16 protein-coding genes are annotated in these 17,616 nt (G+C 67.8%); 2 read left to right on the forward strand and 14 right to left on the reverse strand.

The genetic code is table 11. From position 1 onward, the window contains the following. Positions 1–37 precede the first annotated feature (37 nt). The gene (locus tag ACZ9AQ_RS10890) at positions 38–427 is read left to right on the forward strand and encodes a hypothetical protein (protein ID WP_429204820.1); all 390 of its coding nucleotides are present in this window, start codon (positions 38–40) and stop codon (positions 425–427) included. 150 nt (positions 428–577) lie between these two features. Next, the gene (locus ACZ9AQ_RS10895) at positions 578–964 is read left to right on the forward strand and encodes a cupin domain-containing protein (RefSeq protein WP_429204822.1); all 387 of its coding nucleotides are present in this window, start codon (positions 578–580) and stop codon (positions 962–964) included. A gap of 169 nt (positions 965–1,133) precedes the next feature. On the opposite strand, the gene ACZ9AQ_RS10900 is transcribed toward ACZ9AQ_RS10895, so the two are convergent. The 14 genes from ACZ9AQ_RS10900 to ACZ9AQ_RS10965 form a co-directional block, all read right to left on the reverse strand. Beyond that, complete coding sequence (locus ACZ9AQ_RS10900; protein WP_429204823.1) at positions 1,134–1,370, reverse strand: hypothetical protein; 237 nt, start codon at positions 1,368–1,370, stop codon at positions 1,134–1,136. A 368-nt stretch (positions 1,371–1,738) separates the two neighbouring features. After that, positions 1,739–2,203 (reverse strand): hypothetical protein, encoded by a 465-nt coding sequence (locus ACZ9AQ_RS10905; protein ID WP_429204825.1) that lies wholly within the window; start codon positions 2,201–2,203, stop codon positions 1,739–1,741. 103 nt (positions 2,204–2,306) lie between these two features. After that, positions 2,307–3,626: an SGNH/GDSL hydrolase family protein gene (locus ACZ9AQ_RS10910; RefSeq protein WP_429204827.1), complete on the reverse strand. Its 1,320-nt coding sequence runs from the start codon at positions 3,624–3,626 to the stop codon at positions 2,307–2,309. A 269-nt stretch (positions 3,627–3,895) separates the two neighbouring features. Next, positions 3,896–4,744: a phosphoserine phosphatase SerB gene (gene serB / locus ACZ9AQ_RS10915; protein ID WP_429204828.1), complete on the reverse strand. Its 849-nt coding sequence runs from the start codon at positions 4,742–4,744 to the stop codon at positions 3,896–3,898. Between the two features lie 14 nt (positions 4,745–4,758). Beyond that, entirely contained in the window at positions 4,759–8,205 is a 3,447-nt protein-coding gene (gene mfd / locus ACZ9AQ_RS10920; protein WP_429204829.1) for a transcription-repair coupling factor, read from the reverse strand. Positions 8,206–8,299: 94 nt separating this feature from the next. Further along, positions 8,300–9,286 (reverse strand): 5'-nucleotidase, encoded by a 987-nt coding sequence (locus ACZ9AQ_RS10925; protein WP_429204831.1) that lies wholly within the window; start codon positions 9,284–9,286, stop codon positions 8,300–8,302. Further along, on the reverse strand, positions 9,287–10,330 hold the full coding sequence (locus tag ACZ9AQ_RS10930; RefSeq protein ID WP_429204833.1) for an HDOD domain-containing protein: 1,044 nt from the start codon (positions 10,328–10,330) through the stop codon (positions 9,287–9,289). A 115-nt stretch (positions 10,331–10,445) separates the two neighbouring features. After that, positions 10,446–10,712 carry a hypothetical protein gene (locus ACZ9AQ_RS10935; protein WP_429204834.1) on the reverse strand — a complete coding sequence of 89 codons (267 nt, stop codon included), beginning with the start codon at positions 10,710–10,712 and terminating at the stop codon, positions 10,446–10,448. A gap of 202 nt (positions 10,713–10,914) precedes the next feature. Beyond that, positions 10,915–11,175, reverse strand: a complete 261-nt coding sequence (locus ACZ9AQ_RS10940; RefSeq protein WP_429204836.1) for a hypothetical protein — start codon at positions 11,173–11,175, stop codon at positions 10,915–10,917. Positions 11,176–11,286: 111 nt separating this feature from the next. Further along, positions 11,287–13,050, reverse strand: a complete 1,764-nt coding sequence (locus ACZ9AQ_RS10945; protein ID WP_429204837.1) for a putative bifunctional diguanylate cyclase/phosphodiesterase — start codon at positions 13,048–13,050, stop codon at positions 11,287–11,289. Continuing rightward, on the reverse strand, positions 13,040–13,858 hold the full coding sequence (locus ACZ9AQ_RS10950) for a PAS domain S-box protein (RefSeq protein WP_429204839.1): 819 nt from the start codon (positions 13,856–13,858) through the stop codon (positions 13,040–13,042). The genes ACZ9AQ_RS10945 and ACZ9AQ_RS10950 overlap by 11 nt, the downstream gene beginning before the upstream one ends. A gap of 7 nt (positions 13,859–13,865) precedes the next feature. Next, positions 13,866–14,258, reverse strand: coding sequence for a phosphonate transporter (locus ACZ9AQ_RS10955; protein WP_429204840.1), 393 nt, complete (start codon positions 14,256–14,258; stop codon positions 13,866–13,868). Between the two features lie 133 nt (positions 14,259–14,391). Beyond that, positions 14,392–14,751, reverse strand: a complete 360-nt coding sequence (locus ACZ9AQ_RS10960; protein ID WP_429204841.1) for a DUF1428 domain-containing protein — start codon at positions 14,749–14,751, stop codon at positions 14,392–14,394. A gap of 261 nt (positions 14,752–15,012) precedes the next feature. Beyond that, positions 15,013–17,436, reverse strand: coding sequence for a penicillin-binding protein 1A (locus ACZ9AQ_RS10965; RefSeq protein WP_429204918.1), 2,424 nt, complete (start codon positions 17,434–17,436; stop codon positions 15,013–15,015). Positions 17,437–17,616: the final 180 nt, after the last annotated feature.

A 17,616-nucleotide genomic window follows, 5' to 3' on the forward strand; every position in this document is an offset into this window, starting at 1 on the left:
CCCAGCAACATCCGATTCCCCGGCGTTTGCCGCCGGCATGCCCCTGCGGGTCGGCTGCCCGCCGGGCGCCTGCGTGTGTGCGCGCGAAAGGGTGCTGGCCGACCCGGCGGCCGACCAGCGGCCCCTTATGATCACGCGCCAGCAGGAGTTGAAACTGATCGAGCGCATCGGGCGCGTCGACAGCTACGCCGACCTGCGCCACGTGCAGAACTTGGTTCGCAACAACATCGGCAGCGAGCTGCGCATCGCGCCCGGCCCCAACGAAGTGCGCACGGTGCGTGGCATCCTGGTGGTGCTCGAGGAGCGTCCCGGACTGTGCAAGAAGATCCGCCAGTCGGTGCCGGCGGCGGTGCGGCGGCGCCTGGCCGAGCGGCCCGAGATCGCCTGGGCGATCCTCGACGCTCACGACTTGTTCGGCGCAGGCTGAAACGGAATGCATGGGGAGCGGGCGCGGAGCACGGGCCGTTGCCTGTACACGAACCGTCCGGCTCTTATACAATCGATGACAGAGCGGCATCAGCCGCCCTTGAACCACCGCGCGCAGTGTGGTCCCGCGCGCGGCATCCTGGAGAATCCCATGTCGGGCTATAGCATCAATATCGAAGAAAAAACGCTTGCAGGAAACAACTTCCGCGAAGTGCTCTACACCACCAAGCGCAGTCAGCTGGTCATCATGACCCTGCAGCCGGGCGAGGAGATCGGGCTCGAGCACCATGATGGCCACGACCAGTTCATCCGCGTCGAAGCGGGCGAGGGCGTGGCGTTGCTGGACGGCGAAGAACACAAGCTGGAAGACGGCGTCGCGGTGGTGATCCCGGCCGGCACCGAGCACAACGTCATCAATACCTCGAAGACCGAGCCGATGCGCCTGTACACCTTGTACACCCCGCCGGAGCATCCGGACGGCATCGTCCACGCCAACAAGGCCGAAGCGGACGAATACGAGCGCCAGCACGGGCATTGATTGCCGGTGGACGGCGATTGGCCGGGAGGCAGCGTGGCGCTCCCGGCGCTCGTGGCATCGCCGTTCGGGCCTGGCGCGGTCCGGGGCGTTCCGGCATCACGCCGGCCACCGCGTCGCCAGCGAGAGTCAGTGCTGGAAATGCCTCACACGGGTTGACGATGCGTCGCCATCAGGATAGGCCCAGGTTCAGGCTGAGCCTGGTGACGATCAGGTAGGTGATGATCGCCAGGGCCAGCAGCGACAGCAAGAAAATGGCCGCCACCTTGCCGGCCGCGCGCAGCACCGCGCGCCTTTCCTCGATCTTCCCTTTTCGTCCCTGGTCGTAATGCCATTTGATGGCATAGAACATACCCGCGCCTAACACGAGCGCCTTGAAGATGACGAAGACGACAGGGATCCATTCCATGATGTTGAGTACTTCCAGGCTATGACTTGAGACTATCTTGAGGTACGTGGCCCCAGGCGCTTTTCCATGTCGGCGCAGAAGCCGACGCAGGGATGCATACTACTGGAAAGCAAACTCCATACATCGAGACAAAATGTCTCAGTTGGAATTTAACCAAGATGCACTTGTGCCGATCTGATGCCGCATTGGTCCTCGCGGCGGGTCCCGCCGCCCGAGTATCCCGACCGCCAGTTAGCTGTCCGGTGAGCAAGGGCCTTGGGGCTGGAGTGGCTCAGCTGCCTCGTGGCAACACGGTGCTTCATCAGGCGAGGATAAGAAACAAAGCCGGCGTCAGCCGGCTTTGTTTCTGACCAGCCGTCAGGCAGCCGTTACCAGCCGTAAGGCCAGCGCGTCCCGATATGCGCACCCCAGCCGCGATGGCGGTGACCATGCCAGCTGCTGCGGCCGAAGTCGAAGCCCAGGCCGATCGAGATCGGCGGATACCAGTAGCGCGGCTGCTGAACGACCACCGGCTGCGGCACGTAGACCGGCTGCTGCTGCACCCACCCCGGTTGCTGCTGCGCGATCACCGGCTGCTGGTTGCGATACACCGGCGTCACCGACGTCGTCGTCCAGCCCGAACCGGGGGGCGCAGTCGCGATCGGCGTCGAGGTCACGACTCCGCCCTGGCCGGAGGCCGCTACCTGGGCGCCGGTGCCGACCGGTACCGGGGTGACGGACACGACCCGCCACTGGCTGGGGGCGGATGGTTGCGTATAGGTATAAGTCGGGCCGGGCGCGGCGCAGCCGGCCAGCAGGCCGAGCGACCCGAGAATGATGGCAATATTTTTCATGACAGCCCTCCTGATACTGCCATCATACGGGCTGCTGGGCCACTGTGCTGGGGAATTACACCCTGTTACACGGCGCCGCGCCGCGCCGCGCCAGGCCCCCCCGTCACGCACCCATCAGCGCGGACAGCGCCGGCAGTGGCACAGTCGCTGCTAGCGCCTCGTAACCGACATCGTTCGGATGCAGGCGGTCGCCGCTGTCGTACGCGGCGCGCAGCCGCTGCGGGACGTCGGGATCGCGCAGCGCCAGGTCGACGTCGGCCAGCAGGTCGAACGGCAGCGCGCTGCGCATCCAGGCGTTGACCGCCTGCCGCACCGCCTCGCGCGCCGGGGTGTAGTAGACGAAGCCGAGGAAGGGCGGCAGGGTCGCGCCGAGCACCGGGATGCCGTGCAGGTGGGCGCGCGCCACCAGTTGCAGGTAGCCGGCAATCAGGTCGTCGACCGGGATCGGCGCCGATGAAGGGCTGTAGACGATGTCGTTGATGCCGATCAGCACCGCCAGCCCGCGTACGCCGGCCGTGGACAGCACGTCGCGGTCGAAACGTTCCAGCAAGTCCTTGCCGGCCAACAAGGTGGTGGGCGTGTCGGCCAGCAGGCGGTTGGCCGCGATGCCGCGGTTGACGACGCCGATCCGGTTGCTGCCGAGTTCGACCTGGATGCGGCGCGCCAGGAAATCGGGCCAGCGCCGGTTGCCGTTCGAGGTGCTGCCCACGCCGTCGGTGACGGAATCGCCCACCGCCACCAGCACCGGCGCCACGCGGTCGACGTCGACCTCGGTGAGGAAGGGCCAGGAGGCGAACGCGCGCTGGACCGGGAACGAGGCCTGGGCACCGAAGTTGCCCGTGGTCGAGGCGTAGCTGGCCTGGTAGGCGGCATTATGGATCGTGCTCGCCTGGACCGTGCCGGGGAAATACAGGCTGATCGCGAGGTCGGCCAGCGGCGCCACCGGCAGCGAGACGGGATCGGACAATACCGGCGCGCCGGCCGGAATCACGACGGCGGTGCGCCCGGCGAAGGTGAGCTGGCGGCTGGTGCCGGCGGTGACGACGGCGCCGCCGGCGCGCAGGCCGACATGGGCGCTGGCCAGGCGCAACGCGGTATCGCCCATCTCGTTCGAGAGCCGGATGCGCACGCGGTCGCCGCCGAGGCTGGTGCGCACGATCAGGCGCAAGGTCTGGTCGGTGAAGGTCAGCATCGAGGCGGACGGCGGCGGGCCGGCCGGCGCGCAGCCCCAGCCCGCGCTCCAGCGCTCGGGTTGGCCCGCCTGGGCCCGTACGTCGGCGATCGGCGCGGCCAGCGCGCCGGCCAGGACCGGCGCGCCGAGCAGAATGCGTCGTCGGTTGCGGTCGACGCCATGGTCGCCCTTGAAGTGCGATGCGGAAGGGGTGGGGGGAGAATCGGAGGCACTGGAATCCGGAAGGGACATGGCGGGCTCCTGAAGAAGATCCTGGACGGAACGTGCGATCGCGGTGCGAGCGCGCATTCACGATAGCGCAGAGCGCGCGCCGCGCGTGTCCGGTCGCGTACATAGTTTGCGCTGTGTCGTGCGGATTTCTGATGGGAAGGATTGCCAATTCTAAAAATCAGCAGATGCCCAGGAACAGCGGTGCGGCAAGCGCCGCACGGACATGGCCGACGAGCGGCAAGCCGGTGGTCCCGGCGCCGTCTGCGGCGCCGGGCAGGCATGTGGGAAGGTCAGGCGAGGATGGCCAGCAGGCCGTCCAGGCCCGAAAAATTGAGCGCGACGTCGGCCTGCTCGCGCACCACCGGCTTGGCGCGGAAGGCCACCGACAGGCCGGCGACGCTCATCATCCTGAGGTCGTTGGCGCCGTCGCCCATGACGATGGCCTGCGATGGCGCGATGCCCATTTGCGCGCAGATCCGCTCCACGGTGCGCTTCTTTTCCTCGGCGTCGACGATGGCGCCAAGCACCCGGCCGCTCAGCCGGCCATCGATGACTTCCAGCACGTTGGCGTGGGTGTGGTCCAGGCCCAGGCGCGGCTTGAGGCGGTCGGTGAAGAAGGTGAAGCCGCCCGACACCAGCAGGGTCTTGAGGCCGGCCGCCCGCACCGCCTGCAGCATCGCTTCGCCGCCCATCGAGATGCGCAGGCGCTCGTCGTAGACGCGCTGCAGCGCGCCCGCTTCGAGGCCCTCGAGCAGGGCCACGCGCCGCGTCAGGCTCTCGGCGAAATCGAGTTCGCCGCGCATCGCGGCTTCGGTGATCGCCGCCACCTGCGGCTTGAGGCCCTGCATGTCGGCGATCTCGTCGATGCACTCGATGGTGATCAGGGTCGAGTCCATGTCCATCGCCACCAGCCTGAAGTCGGCCAGTTTGCGGCCGGCTGCGATGAAGGTGGCGTCGACGCCGGCCTCGAAGGCGGCGGCGGCGACTTCCTGCGCGAGCGCGCCGTCGTGGCGCACGCCTTCGGCGCGCAGTGCGTGGGCGCCGAGCGCGGTCAATCGTTGCGGCTCGGCCAGGCGCGCCAGGCGCTCGAGGGTCTCTTGGTCAGCCTGCGGTCCTTGCAGCACCAGGTTCGTGGTCATGAATGTCGTTCTCGTCAGGCGAGCAGTTGTTTGATGGTCTGTTTGATCTGGTTCACGCGCGCCGCCAGGTCGGGCATGCTGGCCGTGATGCGCAGCTTGTCCTGGCCGGCCAGCTTGACGTGGCGGTTCTTCTGGATCAGCGTGATGATCCTGATCGGGTCGATCGGCGGCTGCTCCATGAACTGCAGGCTGGCGGCCTCTCCATGGGCGTCGATCTTGACGATGCCCACGCTCCTGGCCGCGATGCGCAGGCGGTGCGTTTCCACCAGCGCCTTGACGGCGTCCGGCATCTTGCCGAAGCGGTCGATCAATTCCTCCTGCATCGCATCGATGCGGTCCTGGCTTTCGCAGTTGGCCAGGCGCTTGTAGATCGACAGGCGCTCGTGCACGTCGCCGCAGTAGTCGGCGGGCAGCAGTGCCGGCACGTGCAGGTTGATCTCGGTGGTCGACGACAGGGGCGCCGCCAGGTCCGGCTCCTTGCCGGCCTTGAGCGCGCGCACCGCCTCATTGAGCATGTCGGAATACAGCTGGAAGCCCACTTCGAGCATCTCGCCGGACTGGTTCTCGCCCAGCACCTCGCCGGCGCCGCGGATCTCGAGGTCGTGCATGGCCAGATAGAAGCCGCTGCCCAGTTCTTCCATCTGCTGGATCGCGTCCAGGCGGCGCTGCGACTGCTTGGTCAGGTTCGACACATCGCTGACCAGGAGGTAGGCATACGCCTGGTGGTGCGAACGGCCGACGCGGCCGCGCAGCTGGTGCAACTGGGCCAGGCCGAACTTGTCGGCGCGGTGCATGATGATCGTGTTCGCGGTCGGCACGTCGATGCCGGTCTCGATGATGGTCGTGCACAGCAGGATGTTGAAGCGCTGGGCCACGAAGTCGCGCATGACCTTCTCGAGGTCGCGCTCGTGCATCTGGCCGTGGGCCACGCCGATGCGCGCCTCCGGCAGCAGCTCTTGCAGCATCGCGCGGCGGTTCTCGATGGTGTCGACCTCGTTGTGCAGGAAGTAGATCTGGCCGCCGCGCTTGAGTTCGCGCAGGCAGGCTTCGCGGATGATCGAACCGTCCTCGCTGCGGACAAACGTCTTGATCGCCAGGCGCTTTTGCGGCGCGGTGGCGATGATCGAGAAATCGCGCAAGCCTTCCAGCGCCATGCCCAGGGTGCGCGGGATCGGGGTCGCGGTCAGGGTCAGCACGTCGACCTCGGCGCGCAGGGCTTTGAGCGCCTCTTTCTGGCGCACGCCGAAGCGGTGTTCCTCGTCGATGATCACCAGGCCCAGGCGCGTGAACTTCACGTCCGGCGACAGCAGCTTGTGGGTGCCGATCACGATGTCGAGCGTGCCGTCGGCCATGCCCTTGATCGCGTTGTTGATCTCCTTGCCGGTGCGAAAGCGCGACAGCTCGGCGATCTTCACCGGCCAGTCGGCGAAGCGGTCGGCGAAGGTCTGGGCGTGCTGTTCGGCCAGCAGGGTGGTCGGGGCCAGGATCGCGACCTGCTTGCCGCCCATGACGGCGATGAAGGCGGCGCGCAGCGCGACCTCGGTCTTGCCGAAGCCGACGTCGCCGCACACCAGGCGGTCCATCGGCCGGCCCGAGGTCATGTCCTTGATGACATTGAGGATGGCTTCGGCCTGGTCCGGCGTCTCGTCGAAACCGAAGCTCTGGGCGAAGTTCTCGTAATCGATGCTCGAGTATTCGAACGCGTGGCCCTGGCGCGCGGCGCGCCGCGCGTACAGGTTCAGGAGCTCGGCGGCGGTGTCGCGCACCTGCTCGGCGGCCTTGCGCTTGGCCTTTTCCCACTGGCCCGAGCCGAGCGTGTGCAGCGGCGCATCCTCGGGCGAGGCGCCGGAATAGCGCGAGATCACGTGCAGCTGCGAGACCGGCACGTAGAGCTTCGTGTCCTTGGCGTATTCCAGGTGCAGGAATTCGGTCTCGCCTTCGCCCAGGTCCATGCTGGTCAGGCCCATGTAGCGGCCGATGCCGTGGTTGATGTGGACCACCGGATCGCCGATCTTGAGCTCCGACAGGTCGCGCACCATCGACTCGACCTGGCTCGTCGCTTCCTGCTTCTTCTTGCCGCCGCGCCGGCCCGAACCCGCATACAGTTCGGTCTCGGTGATGAACACCAGATGACCGGATTCGGCATCGAACAGCTCGAAGCCGGCCTGCAGCGGCGCCACGCCCAGCGCGAGCCTGGCGTCGCTCTGGCGAAAGCCCTCGAAGCCCTCCACCGGCGCCAGCGCCAGCTTGTATTCGCCGAAATACTGCTGCAGCGTCTCGCGGCGGCCGGCCGAATCGGCGCAGATCATCACGCGCGTATCGCGGCGCTCCAGGTACGCGCGCAGATTGGTCAGCGGGTCGTCCAGGCGCCGGTTGACGGCGATGTCCGGGATCGGCGCCGACAGCTCCGAGCCTGGCGCGGCCGGGTCGCGCGCGATATTCCAGCGGCCGTGGGGCTTGATGCAGGTGAAGAACTGCTCGGCGCCGAGGAACAGCTCGTGCGGCTCCAGGACCGGCCGTTCGCGGTCGCTCTTCAGGAAGCGGTAGCGCGACTCGGTGTCGAGCCAGAAGCGCTTGATCGCCGCGTCGATGTCGCCCACCAGGGCCAGCGGCGCGTCAGGCGGCAGGTAGTCGAACAGGGTGGCCGTCTGTTCGAAGAACAGCGGCAGGTAGTATTCGATGCCGGCCGAGGCAATGCCGCTGCCGATGTCGCGATAGATCGGCGAACGGGTCGGGTCGCCCTCGAAGCGCTCGCGCCAGCGCCCGCGAAAGGCGGTGCGGGCGGCGTCGTCCATCGGAAATTCGCGGCCCGGCAGCAGGCGCACTTCCCTGACCGGGTACAGCGAGCGCTGGGTGTCGGCGTCGAAGGTGCGGATCGATTCGATGTCGTCGCCGAACAGGTCGAGCCGGTAGGGCAGCGCGGACCCCATCGGGAACAGGTCGATCAGGCCGCCGCGCACCGAGTATTCGCCGGGCGACATCACTTGCGAGACGTGCGTGTAGCCGGCAAGGGTCAGCTGGGCCTTGAGCCTGGCTTCGTCCAGGCGTTCGCCCTGGCGGAAGAAGAAGGTGTAGGCGGCCAGGAACGATGGCGGCGCCAGGCGCACCAGCGCCGTGGTGGCCGGCACCACCAGCACGTCGCACTGGCCGTTGCGGATCTCGTGCAGGGTGGCCAGGCGCTCCGACACCAGGTCCTGGTGCGGCGAAAACGCGTCATAGGGCAGCGTTTCCCAGTCCGGCAACAGGTGGCAGGACAGCTTGCCGTCCGCAAACCATGGGATCTCGTCGAGCAGGCGCTGGCCGTCGCTCGCATTGGCGACGACGACGGTGAGCATCTGGCCGCTGGCCTTCAGGGCCAGCGCGGCGGTGGCCAGGGCGTAGGCGTCGGACGAGCCGTGCGCCGGCGGCAGGACGAAACGGTGGCCTGGCGTGGGAAGGTGTTTCTTGAGATCGAAAGGCATGCAGCGTGCTGTTACGTTCGCGTCAAAAGTAGGCGTCAATTATAGTCGAAGGCGCACTGCACCGCCTTCGCGCGCGCCGTGGCCGGGCTCGACGTTATCGGCCGCTTGGGTAGGGGGATGTTCCGGGCACGGCGTCGGGCCGCGCATCGGCCGCGCGCCGGTTCGCGACCCCGAACGGCACGTGCACCATCGGGATCGTGCCTCCTGGGCCGGCGTTCAGGTGGGCCAGCTGGTCGTCGAAGAAGATGTGAGGCTTGAACACCGACAGCACGCGGCTCTTGTCCATCCCGCCCAGGAAGAAGGTCTCGTCGGCCGAGACGCCCCAGCTGCCCAGGGTGGTGACCACGCGCTCGTGCGCGGGCGCGCTGCGCGCCGTGATGATGGCGATGCGCACGATACGGCGGTAGTCCGGGTCGTCGCGCTCGGCGTCCTTTTCGAGCTGCTGCAGCATGGCCAGCTTGCGGAACATGCCGGCCAGCGGACCGGGCTGATGCGGGCGCGCCATATGCAGCGTCTCGTGGGCGTGGAATTCGCCCAGGCCGTCGCGCTTGAAGACCGTCTCGGATTCGTCGTCGGCCAGCACGCCGTCGAAGTCGAAGGCCACCCGCAGCTCGACGTCGTCGTCCTCGTCGGCGATGCGGGAAGGCAGCACCAGGCCGGCCGGATAATCGACGTCGATCGCGCGCTTGACGTCTTCCTCGTTCGCGCTCAGGAACAGCGCGGCGTTGAAGGCCGGCAGGTAGGGGTAGGGCGACTTGCCGGTCATGAACACCGCGCGCGTGATGTCGAGCCCGTAGTGCGCGATCGAGCGCATTACGCGCAGCCCCGTCTCGGGCGAGTTGCGCGAGAACAGGACGACTTCGACGGGCGCCTGCCGTGGAAAACACTTGTTGATGCCGAGGAAGCGCCGGATGAACGGAAAGGCCACGCCGCGCGCGAGCACGACGTCGCGCTGGCGCTCCTGGTACGCGCGGTATTCGTCGGGTCCATGTTCGAGATAGACCTGGTGCGATTCGGACAGGTCGAAGAGCGCGCTGGAGGCGACGCCGATCACGAGTTTTTCTTCGATGGGAAATGGCATTCAGGCGTCCTGTCGCTCGGTTTGTGCGAGAAGGTGATCGTAGACGTACCGCGCCTCCGGCGGCAGCGCGAGCACGGCGCGCACGAACAGGGGTTGGCCGCCGCCGGCCAGCAGGTGCAGCTTGGCCAGCCGGTCGGCATCGAACAGCACGGACGGCAGGGCGCCGGCGTCGCCCAGGTGCGCGATCGCGTGGCCGATCGCCGGCGGCAGCTCCCAGCCGTCGGCGATACGGGCCGAGATCAGGCGCGCCGCCGCCACCAGGCGCGTGCCGAAGGCGTCGCCGTCGGGCAGGGCGCCCGGCGGCAGCAGTTGCTCGACCACGCGGAAGGCCACCATCAGCCCGACGTTGTGCATCAGGCCCGCCAGATACGCCTCGAAGGGGTCGGCGCCGTGGCGCGGCGCCAGCAGGCCCGCGGCCTGGGCGCAGAGTTCGGACTGGCGCCATAGCGTCGGCGCAAGCAGCCGCGTCAGCGGGCCGGTCTGGTGACTGATGATCGGACGGAAGGCGACCCGCGCCAGCAGCATGCGCAGGCCGTTGCGGCCGAGCAGCAGCACGGCCCCTTCGAGGCTGCGGATCGGGGACGCGGGCTGGTAATAGGGGCTGTTCACCTCGCGGATCACCTCGGCGACCAGCACCGGGTCTCGGGCCAGCTGGCGCGCCAGCGCGCCGGCGCCGGCATCGTCTTCGCGCAGGCTGCGCAGCAGTTGCGGAATCACGGCGGGCACGCGTGGCACCAGCGCCGCCGCGCCGTGCGGATCGCGGGACAGCCGCGCCAGCTCGTCGAGTACGGGGCCGTCGGGGGCGGGCTGCCCGGAAACGTGCGGCCCGGCCAGCCAGTGGAAAAAGGCAAGGTCGAGGTCGAGGCTGGGCTCGGCCAACCCGGAATCCAGGGCCGGACGGTCACCGTCGATGCCGGATGGGACGGCGGCAGGGACGGCGGCAGGGACGGTGACAGAACCGGCCGCAGACTTGGTGGCAGAATCGGCGGCGGCCGGATGGTCCGCTTCGCGCGTGCCGAACAGGCGGGCGAGCCAGCATTTCATGGGCGTGCGAGGTTCAGGAAAGAGGACATGCGTCCATTCTATCGTGAACGTCTGGCTTCAATGCAAACGGCCCGGCCGCCGCTCGCGCGGCGCCGGGCCTTTGGCTGCTTCACGCTTACTGGCCGTTGTTCGAGCCGGTGGTGGTATGACCGGTATTGGTCGGGGTGGAGGCGTTGCCGGTGGCGTTCGCCGGGCCGGTGTTCTGCGCGCCGTTCGTGCTGATACCCATCTGTGCGTCGACGGTCGGATTGCCGGTCGAACCGGCTTGGGTCGCGCCCATCGTGGACGAGCCGCTGGTGGCGCCATTGGTGTCCGTGGTGTTGCAGGCGGCCAGGGCAAAGGCCATCATGCCGCCCAGTAGAACGGTCTGGAATGTCTTCATCGCGTTTCTCCTTGATTGGTGAGTGAGGTCATCATGCGAGGTCAGCCTTACGCATGAAATAGGAACAGGACGTCAATACGTGTAGGACCGCACTCACAGATAGTGCGCGGCGAGGGCCAACGCGAGCGCGCTCCTGCGTATCGGCGGGAAAGGCATGCGGAGAGCCTGGGGCAGTCCCGGCATCCCGCATGCGCCGGGCAGGTCAGCGGCTGACTGGCCTGTCGGTGGTTTCGTTGTTGCTGGTGGTGCCGGATGCGGCATTTACGCCGCTGGCGCCGTTGGCGCCCGAGGGCCAGCTGTTGGCGCCGCCGGTGGTGCTGGGCGTTTGCACGCCGCTGCCGATGGTCGAGTCGGTGGCGCTCGAGCCGCTCATCGAACCGGTGGTGGTGTCGGTCGTGTTGCAGGCAGCCAGGCCGAAAGCCATCATGCCAGCGAGAACTGCGCTTTGAACGGTGCGTTTCATGGTGGTCTCCTTGAGTACTTGAGTGTTTTCATTTTCGCAACGGCATGGGCGCGCGAGAATAGGAACACGTCGGTTACCCGTGTAGGAATCCACCGTGTGCGGGCTCGGGTGTCAAGCTGCGATCGTCTCCTGCGCCAGCCAGTCGAGCAGCTCGAGCGCCGGCAATGGCCGGCTGAAATAATAGCCCTGCACCTTGTCGCAGCGCTGTTCGCGCACCACGTCGAGCTGCGCGCGGGTCTCGATGCCTTCGGCCACGGTCGTCATGCCCAGGCTCTGGGCCACCTTGACGGTCGCTTCGATCAAGACCCGGTGGTGGAAGCTGGTGTCGGCCAGGCACACGAAGGAGCGGTCGATCTTGACCGTGTCCACCGGCAGCAGGTGCAGGCTCGACAGCGACGAATAGCCGGTGCCGAAATCGTCCAGCGCGAGCTTGACGCCAAGCGCCTTGAGCTCGTGCAGGCGCACCTGCGTATCCTGGTCCTGGGCCGCGAGGCTCTCGGTGACTTCGAGCTGCAGGCTGGCGGGCGGCATGCCGGTCGTGCGCAGCACGGCGGCGACGCTGGCGACCCAGCCGGCCTGGCCGAGCTGCGCGCGCGACAGGTTGACCGCCATCAGGCGCGGCGCGGCGTCGCCGAGACGCGCCTGCCAGTCCATGAAGTCGCGGCAGGCGCGCGCCAGCACGAAGTCGCCCAGCGCGCCGATCAGGCCGCATTCTTCGGCCACCTGGATGAACTCGACCGGAGGCACGACGCCGCGCTGCGGATGACGCCAGCGCACCAGCGCCTCGACCCCGGCCGCGCGGTCGACGCCGCCGTCCGGCAGCAGGCGCACCACCGGCTGGTAGACCACGAACAGCTGTTCCTCGGCCAGGGCCTGGCGCAGGTCGGCCTCGATGTCGGCGCGGCGCGCGGCGCGCTCGCGCATGCTGGCCTCGAACACCGCGTGGCGATTGCCGCCGGCGCGCTTGGCCTCGACCATCGCGATGCCGGCGTCGCGCAGCAGGCTGTCGGGATCGTGTTCGCCGAGGGCCGCCGCATCCGGGCCCCAGGCCAGCCCCAGGCTGGCGCTGCACACGATCTCGAGGCCGCCGATCACATAGGGATGGGCGAGGGCTTCCAGCAGGCGCAGCGCGACCCGCTCGGCATCAAGGCGCGCGCGCAGGCCCTCGAGCAGCACGACGAATTCGTCGCCGCCGACGCGCGCCGCCAGCTGGCCGCTGCGGGCGGCCGGCTCGGTCATGGTGGGGGGCGGACGCAGGGCGCCGCGCAGGCGGTCGGCCACGTGCATCAGCAGCTGGTCGCCGCCGGCCTGGCCCAGGCTGTCGTTGAGCTGGCGGAAGCGGTCGAAGTTCAGGGTCAGGATCGCGAAGCCGTGCCCGTCCTGCGGTTGCGCCAGCAGGCGCTGCAGCTCGTCGTGCACCGCCGCGCGGTTGGGCATGCGGGTCAGGCTGTCGGTGCGGGCGGCGCTGCGCAGGCGGCGCGACAGCATCTCTTGCTCGCGCTGGACTTCGAAGGTGGCGTCGGCCACGGTGGCCATCAGGCGCTCGGGATCGAGCTTCGTCAGGTTCAGCGACAGCACCTGCAGCGAGCCGCTGGCGGCGTGGTGCACGCCGATCGGCAGGCGCAGGCCCTCGCAGATCATGCCGGAAGGCTCGATGAAGGCCTCGACCATGGCCGGCAGCTGCGGCGCGACCGGCGCCAGCACGTCGAACAGGTTGTCCAGGCCGGCGTCGGTGGCGAGCGGCATCAGAAGGTTCGAGGCCATCGGATTGAGCATCTCGACCGACCCGTCGAGCGTGGTCTGCGCCAGGCCGATCGGGGCCCGGTACAGGAACTGCACCAGCGTTTCATAGGCATCGACTGGTTCATGCTGCATGGGCGTTCTCCTGGAAGCGGGTGGCCGCCTCCTGTGGTTGGCCGAGATCGCGCAGGATCAGGCAGTAGGCGGCGCCGTCGGCTTCGCCGGGCAGCGGATCGCGCTCCGGCAGCGGCGCGACCAGCGTGCTGCCCCAGAACACGCCGCCGTCGGCGCGCAGGCGCCGGCCCTCGTCGAGCGACCAGCCGTTGGCGTCGGCTTCGCGCAGGCGGTCCTGGCGGTACTCGAGCGCGATCGCGTCCGTCGGGTAGAAGATCGTGAACGGCCGGCCCACGGCGTCGGGACCGAAACCGGTGACGCGCCCGATGCTCGGGTTCCAGTCGCAAATCCGGCCCTGCAGGTCCAGGCTCACCAGGGCGTAGTCCTGGACCCCGGCCAGGATGGCATTGAGCCAGGCGTCGTTCTGGCGCAGCCGGCGCTCGCGCCGCACCTGGTCGGTGACGTCGTGGATCACCGCCATGACGCGTTCGGGATCGAGCTTGAGCAGGGTCAGCGCGAGGATCTGCGGCGTGCGCTTGGCGCCGGCGCCGGCTTCCAGGTAGACATGCAAGCCGTCGCAGACCTTGCCGTAAGGCGCGCCGTGCCGGGCGGTGCGCTCGCGCAGCTCGGGCGCGACCCCGGCCAGGGCCGTGAACAGGTTGTCCAGGCCGCCGTCGTGTGACAGCGGCATCAGGAGCTGGGCGGCGACCGGGTTCATCATGGTGACGTCGCCCTGGACGTTCGCCTGCACCAGGCCCACCGGGGCCAGGTACAGGAACTGGATCAGCGCCTCGTACTCGGCGCCGAATTCATTGGGATCCCGGCTCATGCAGGGCTTACCGCGGCTGGCGCTGGACCAGCACGTAGCGCTGGCTCGCGCCCGGGTTCGACAGCAGGCGCAGCGCGACCTTGACCGGGCGCATGCGCAGGGTCAGGACGTAGTCGATGGTGTCGTCCAGCGCGCTGTCAGCCTCGTGGGCGTCTTCGAAGCGCTGGGCCACCATGAAATTGTTCATGCAGGGCGCGACGTTCGTGAACAGGGGCTGGTCCAGCACCCGCTGGGGCGACAGGCCGGCCGCCTGCGATTCGAAGGCGTTGTAGAGGGAGACGTTGGTGTCGGCGCCGAAGCCGATGACGCCAAAGTCGAGCGCGTCGAGCTGTTCCGGTGTGCATTGGTCGAGGCGGGCAGCGAGGTCGGGCGCGTCGAAGGAGAGGGGCGTAACGGTCATGGTGTCGGATGCCGGAGCGAGATTATTGAATTTTGGAAATATATGTTGGCATGTGAAAAGGCGCAGTGTCAATCGTGCGCGCCTTTTCACACAACATTTTCTCGTTTACGTGTTTTTCCGACACACCCGGAGACTACAAGTCAACCAGATTCTCGAATCCGCCAAAGAACATGCGCTTGCCGTCGAAGGGCACGCCGCCCGGTTTCATCATCTCGGCCATGCGCGGGTCTTTCATCACTTTCTCCAGCACGGCGTCGCGGTGGCTGCGCGACTCATACACTGCCCAGGCCAGGATGACGGTCTCGCCGTCTTCCAGTTTGACGCTCTGTGGGAACGAGGTGTGTTCGCCCGGCTTGACGTCGTCCGCGATCCACTCGCGGTATTCGAGCGCGCCGTGGTCGCGCCAGACGCGGCCCGCAAGCTCGGCCTGGACCTTGTATTCGTCGAGCTTCGACTTGGGAAGGGGAAGGACAAAACCGTCGACATACGCCATGATGATCTCCTGGAATGAGGTGATGCATGAAGTGATGCGTAGGGTGTTGCTGAAAATTATTGCTGAGAATTATTGCAGAAACATATTGCTGAGAAGTATTGCTGAGAAGTATTGCTGAGAAACGCGCGGACTGCCCCCATTCTGACCGGCACACCGCCATCAAGTTTCCTTCCCGCGGCCGCTCAGCACGCGCGAAAGGCGCCGCAGATCAAGCTTGCCGCCGAGCGGCGTGGCGCCCGGCTGGTGAGATTACCATACGGCTTACCACAAGGGGTTGTACACGGGAAGCGGAGGAGGCGGTGCCGGCGCAGGGGCCGGCTCGACCGGCGGCAAGGCCTCGATCGCCGGCCGTTCGTCGAACGGCGAGGCGTCCGGCGGCACTTCCTGGCTGCCTGGCGGGATGTCCGACGGCAGCTCCAGCGGCGCTTCCAGCGGCGCGCGCGCGATGTCGATCGTGCGCGTTTCGCCCGCATCGATGAATTCCGGGTAGATCCAGTCCGCGCCGTCGTGCACCACGTCCTCGGGTGGGGTGCGCTGCACCGACGGCGCCTTGGCCAGGGCCGCCCGCATGTAGTCGATCCAGATCGGCATGGCGAGCGTCGAGCCGAACTCGCGCCCGCCCAGCGAACGCGGTTCGTCGTAGCCCATCCACGACACCGCCACCACGTTGCCCGCATAGCCGGCGAACCAGCCGTCGACGGCGTCGTTGGTGGTGCCGGTCTTGCCGGCCAGATCTTGACGCCCCAATTGCCTGGTGGCTCCGGCAGCGGTGCCCATGCGGGCCACGTCGCGCAGCATGCTGTCGACCACGAAGGCGTTGCGCGCGGTGACCGCGCGGTTGGCTTCGTTTTTCGCCTGCGGCGGCCTGGTCTCCAGGATGACGGCGCCGTTGCCGTCCTGGATGCGCGAGATCAGGTAGGGCTGGACGCGGTAGCCGCCATTGGCGAACACCGCGTAGGCGCCGGCCAGTTGCAGCGGCGTGACGGCGCCGGTGCCCAGGGCCATCGTGTAGTTCTTCGGATGGCGCGCCAGGTCGAAGCCGAAGTGCTCCAGGTACTGGTGGGCGAAGTCGACCGACACGGCGCGCAGCACGCGCACCGTCGGCACGTTCTTCGATTTCACCAGCGCCTGGCGCAGCGACACCTCGCCGTCGAACACGCCGTCGTCGTTCTGCGGCGTCCAGGGCGTCTCCAGCGTGGCGCCGGGCAGTTCGATCGGCTGGTCCAGGATGCGGGTGGTGGGCGAGTAGCCTTTTTCCAGCGCCGCCGAGTACACGAAAGGCTTGATGCTCGATCCCGGCTGGCGCCAGGCCTGGGTCACGTGGTTGAATTTCTGCAGGTTGTAGTCGAAGCCGCCCACCAGCGCGTGGTAGGCCCCGGTGTCGGCGTCGATCGCGACGAAGGCCGCGGCCACCTGTGGCACCTGGGTGATGGCCCACGCGCCGTCCGCGCCCGGGTCCGTGCGCTTGCTGATGCGGACCACGGCGCCCGGCGTGATCCTGACGCTCTCGCGCGCCTTGGGCGACAGTGCGGCGGCTGCGAACCTGAGTCCGGCGCCGCGGATGGCGACGTCGTCGCCCGAGAGCGTGGCGACCAGCACTTCCTGCGGGCTTGCCGCGAGCACGACCGCCGCCAGCAGGCCGTCGCTGGCGCGGCGCTTCTGCAGCGCCTCGACGATCGCTTCCTCGCGCTCCTCCGCTTGCTGCGGCAACTCGATGCGCGCCTCCGGGCCGCGATAGCCATGGCGCTGGTCGTACGCCAGCACGTTGCGCCGCACCGAATCGTAGGCCGCGTTCTGCTCGGCCGCCAGGATGGTGGTGGTCACGGTGATCCCACGCGTGTACGCCTCTTCGCCGAACTGCTGGTAGACGACCTGGCGCGCCAGCTCGGCCACGTACTCGGCGCGGGTGTCGAAGCTTTGCCCGGCATCGCGCTTGACGCGCAGCGGTTCGGCCAGGGCCTGGCGGTACTGGGACTCGTTGATCTCGCCCAGTTCCAGCAGGCGCTTGAGGATGGCGTGCTGGCGCGCCTGCGCGCGCTTGGGATTGGACACCGGATTGGTGCGCGCCGGGTTCTGCGGCAGGCCGGCCAGCATCGCGGTCTCGGCCAGCGTGAGCTGTTCGAGGGTCTTGCCGAAATAGCTGCGCGCGGCGCTCGAGAAGCCATAGGAGCGCTGGCCGAGGAAGATCTGGTTCATGTACAGCTCGAGGATCTGGTCCTTCGTGAGGTTGTCCTCGATCTTGTAGGCCAGCGCGATCTCGGTGAGCTTGCGCGTGACGGTCTTCTCGTTGGTAAGGAAGAAGTTGCGCGCCACCTGCATCGTGATGGTCGACGCGCCTTGCCGGAATCCTCCGCGCAGGTTGGCGCGCGCCGCGCCCAGCGCGCGGATGAAGTCGATGCCGCCGTGGTCATAGAACCGCGTGTCCTCGATCGCCAGCACGGCGGCCTTCATCGTCGGAGGGATCTTCGCGATCGGCACGAAGTCGCGGTGCTCGACGCCGAACTGGCCGATCAGCACATTGTCGGCCGTGTAGATCCGCAGCGGGATCTTGGGACGGTAATCAAGGACGGCGTCGATCGGCGGCACCTTGGGCAGGATCGCCGTCATCACGTAGACGGCGGCGCCGGCGATCGGCAGCATGATCGCGGTCAGTGCGATGAGCATGAAGGCGTGCAGGCGCTTCATGCCGAACAGGGTGTTGCTGGACTGCTTGTTGGTATCGCTCACTGCTGGACTTTCGCGGTGCGGCCGCGCTGTGGGCCAGGAGCGGCCGATTATAATCCGCTTTGCGCGGCGCACCGCGTCTGCACTTTCCTTCCGTTCGCGCATGTGCGATATTCTCGCCTTGGACCCGTCCGCGGCGCG

It is taken from the genome of Massilia sp. UYP34 (assembly GCF_056279385.1).

What these genes read in the sequence shown, in the direction of transcription:
- ACZ9AQ_RS10925 (WP_429204831.1), bottom strand. Translation starts at nt 9,286, where the DNA reads ATGCCATTTCCCATCGAAGAAAAACTCGTGATCGGCGTCGCCTCCAGC.
- ACZ9AQ_RS10910 (WP_429204827.1), bottom strand. Translation starts at nt 3,626, where the DNA reads ATGTCCCTTCCGGATTCCAGTGCCTCCGATTCTCCCCCCACCCCTTCC.
- serB (WP_429204828.1), bottom strand. Translation starts at nt 4,744, where the DNA reads ATGACCACGAACCTGGTGCTGCAAGGACCGCAGGCTGACCAAGAGACC.
- ACZ9AQ_RS10905 (WP_429204825.1), bottom strand. Translation starts at nt 2,203, where the DNA reads ATGAAAAATATTGCCATCATTCTCGGGTCGCTCGGCCTGCTGGCCGGC.
- ACZ9AQ_RS10965 (WP_429204918.1), bottom strand. Translation starts at nt 17,436, where the DNA reads ATGAAGCGCCTGCACGCCTTCATGCTCATCGCACTGACCGCGATCATG.
- ACZ9AQ_RS10940 (WP_429204836.1), bottom strand. Translation starts at nt 11,175, where the DNA reads ATGAAACGCACCGTTCAAAGCGCAGTTCTCGCTGGCATGATGGCTTTC.
- ACZ9AQ_RS10950 (WP_429204839.1), bottom strand. Translation starts at nt 13,858, where the DNA reads ATGAGCCGGGATCCCAATGAATTCGGCGCCGAGTACGAGGCGCTGATC.
- ACZ9AQ_RS10960 (WP_429204841.1), bottom strand. Translation starts at nt 14,751, where the DNA reads ATGGCGTATGTCGACGGTTTTGTCCTTCCCCTTCCCAAGTCGAAGCTC.
- ACZ9AQ_RS10890 (WP_429204820.1), top strand. Translation starts at nt 38, where the DNA reads ATGCCCCTGCGGGTCGGCTGCCCGCCGGGCGCCTGCGTGTGTGCGCGC.
- ACZ9AQ_RS10955 (WP_429204840.1), bottom strand. Translation starts at nt 14,258, where the DNA reads ATGACCGTTACGCCCCTCTCCTTCGACGCGCCCGACCTCGCTGCCCGC.
- ACZ9AQ_RS10935 (WP_429204834.1), bottom strand. Translation starts at nt 10,712, where the DNA reads ATGAAGACATTCCAGACCGTTCTACTGGGCGGCATGATGGCCTTTGCC.
- mfd (WP_429204829.1), bottom strand. Translation starts at nt 8,205, where the DNA reads ATGCCTTTCGATCTCAAGAAACACCTTCCCACGCCAGGCCACCGTTTC.
- ACZ9AQ_RS10930 (WP_429204833.1), bottom strand. Translation starts at nt 10,330, where the DNA reads ATGAAATGCTGGCTCGCCCGCCTGTTCGGCACGCGCGAAGCGGACCAT.
- ACZ9AQ_RS10945 (WP_429204837.1), bottom strand. Translation starts at nt 13,050, where the DNA reads ATGCAGCATGAACCAGTCGATGCCTATGAAACGCTGGTGCAGTTCCTG.
- ACZ9AQ_RS10895 (WP_429204822.1), top strand. Translation starts at nt 578, where the DNA reads ATGTCGGGCTATAGCATCAATATCGAAGAAAAAACGCTTGCAGGAAAC.
- ACZ9AQ_RS10900 (WP_429204823.1), bottom strand. Translation starts at nt 1,370, where the DNA reads ATGGAATGGATCCCTGTCGTCTTCGTCATCTTCAAGGCGCTCGTGTTA.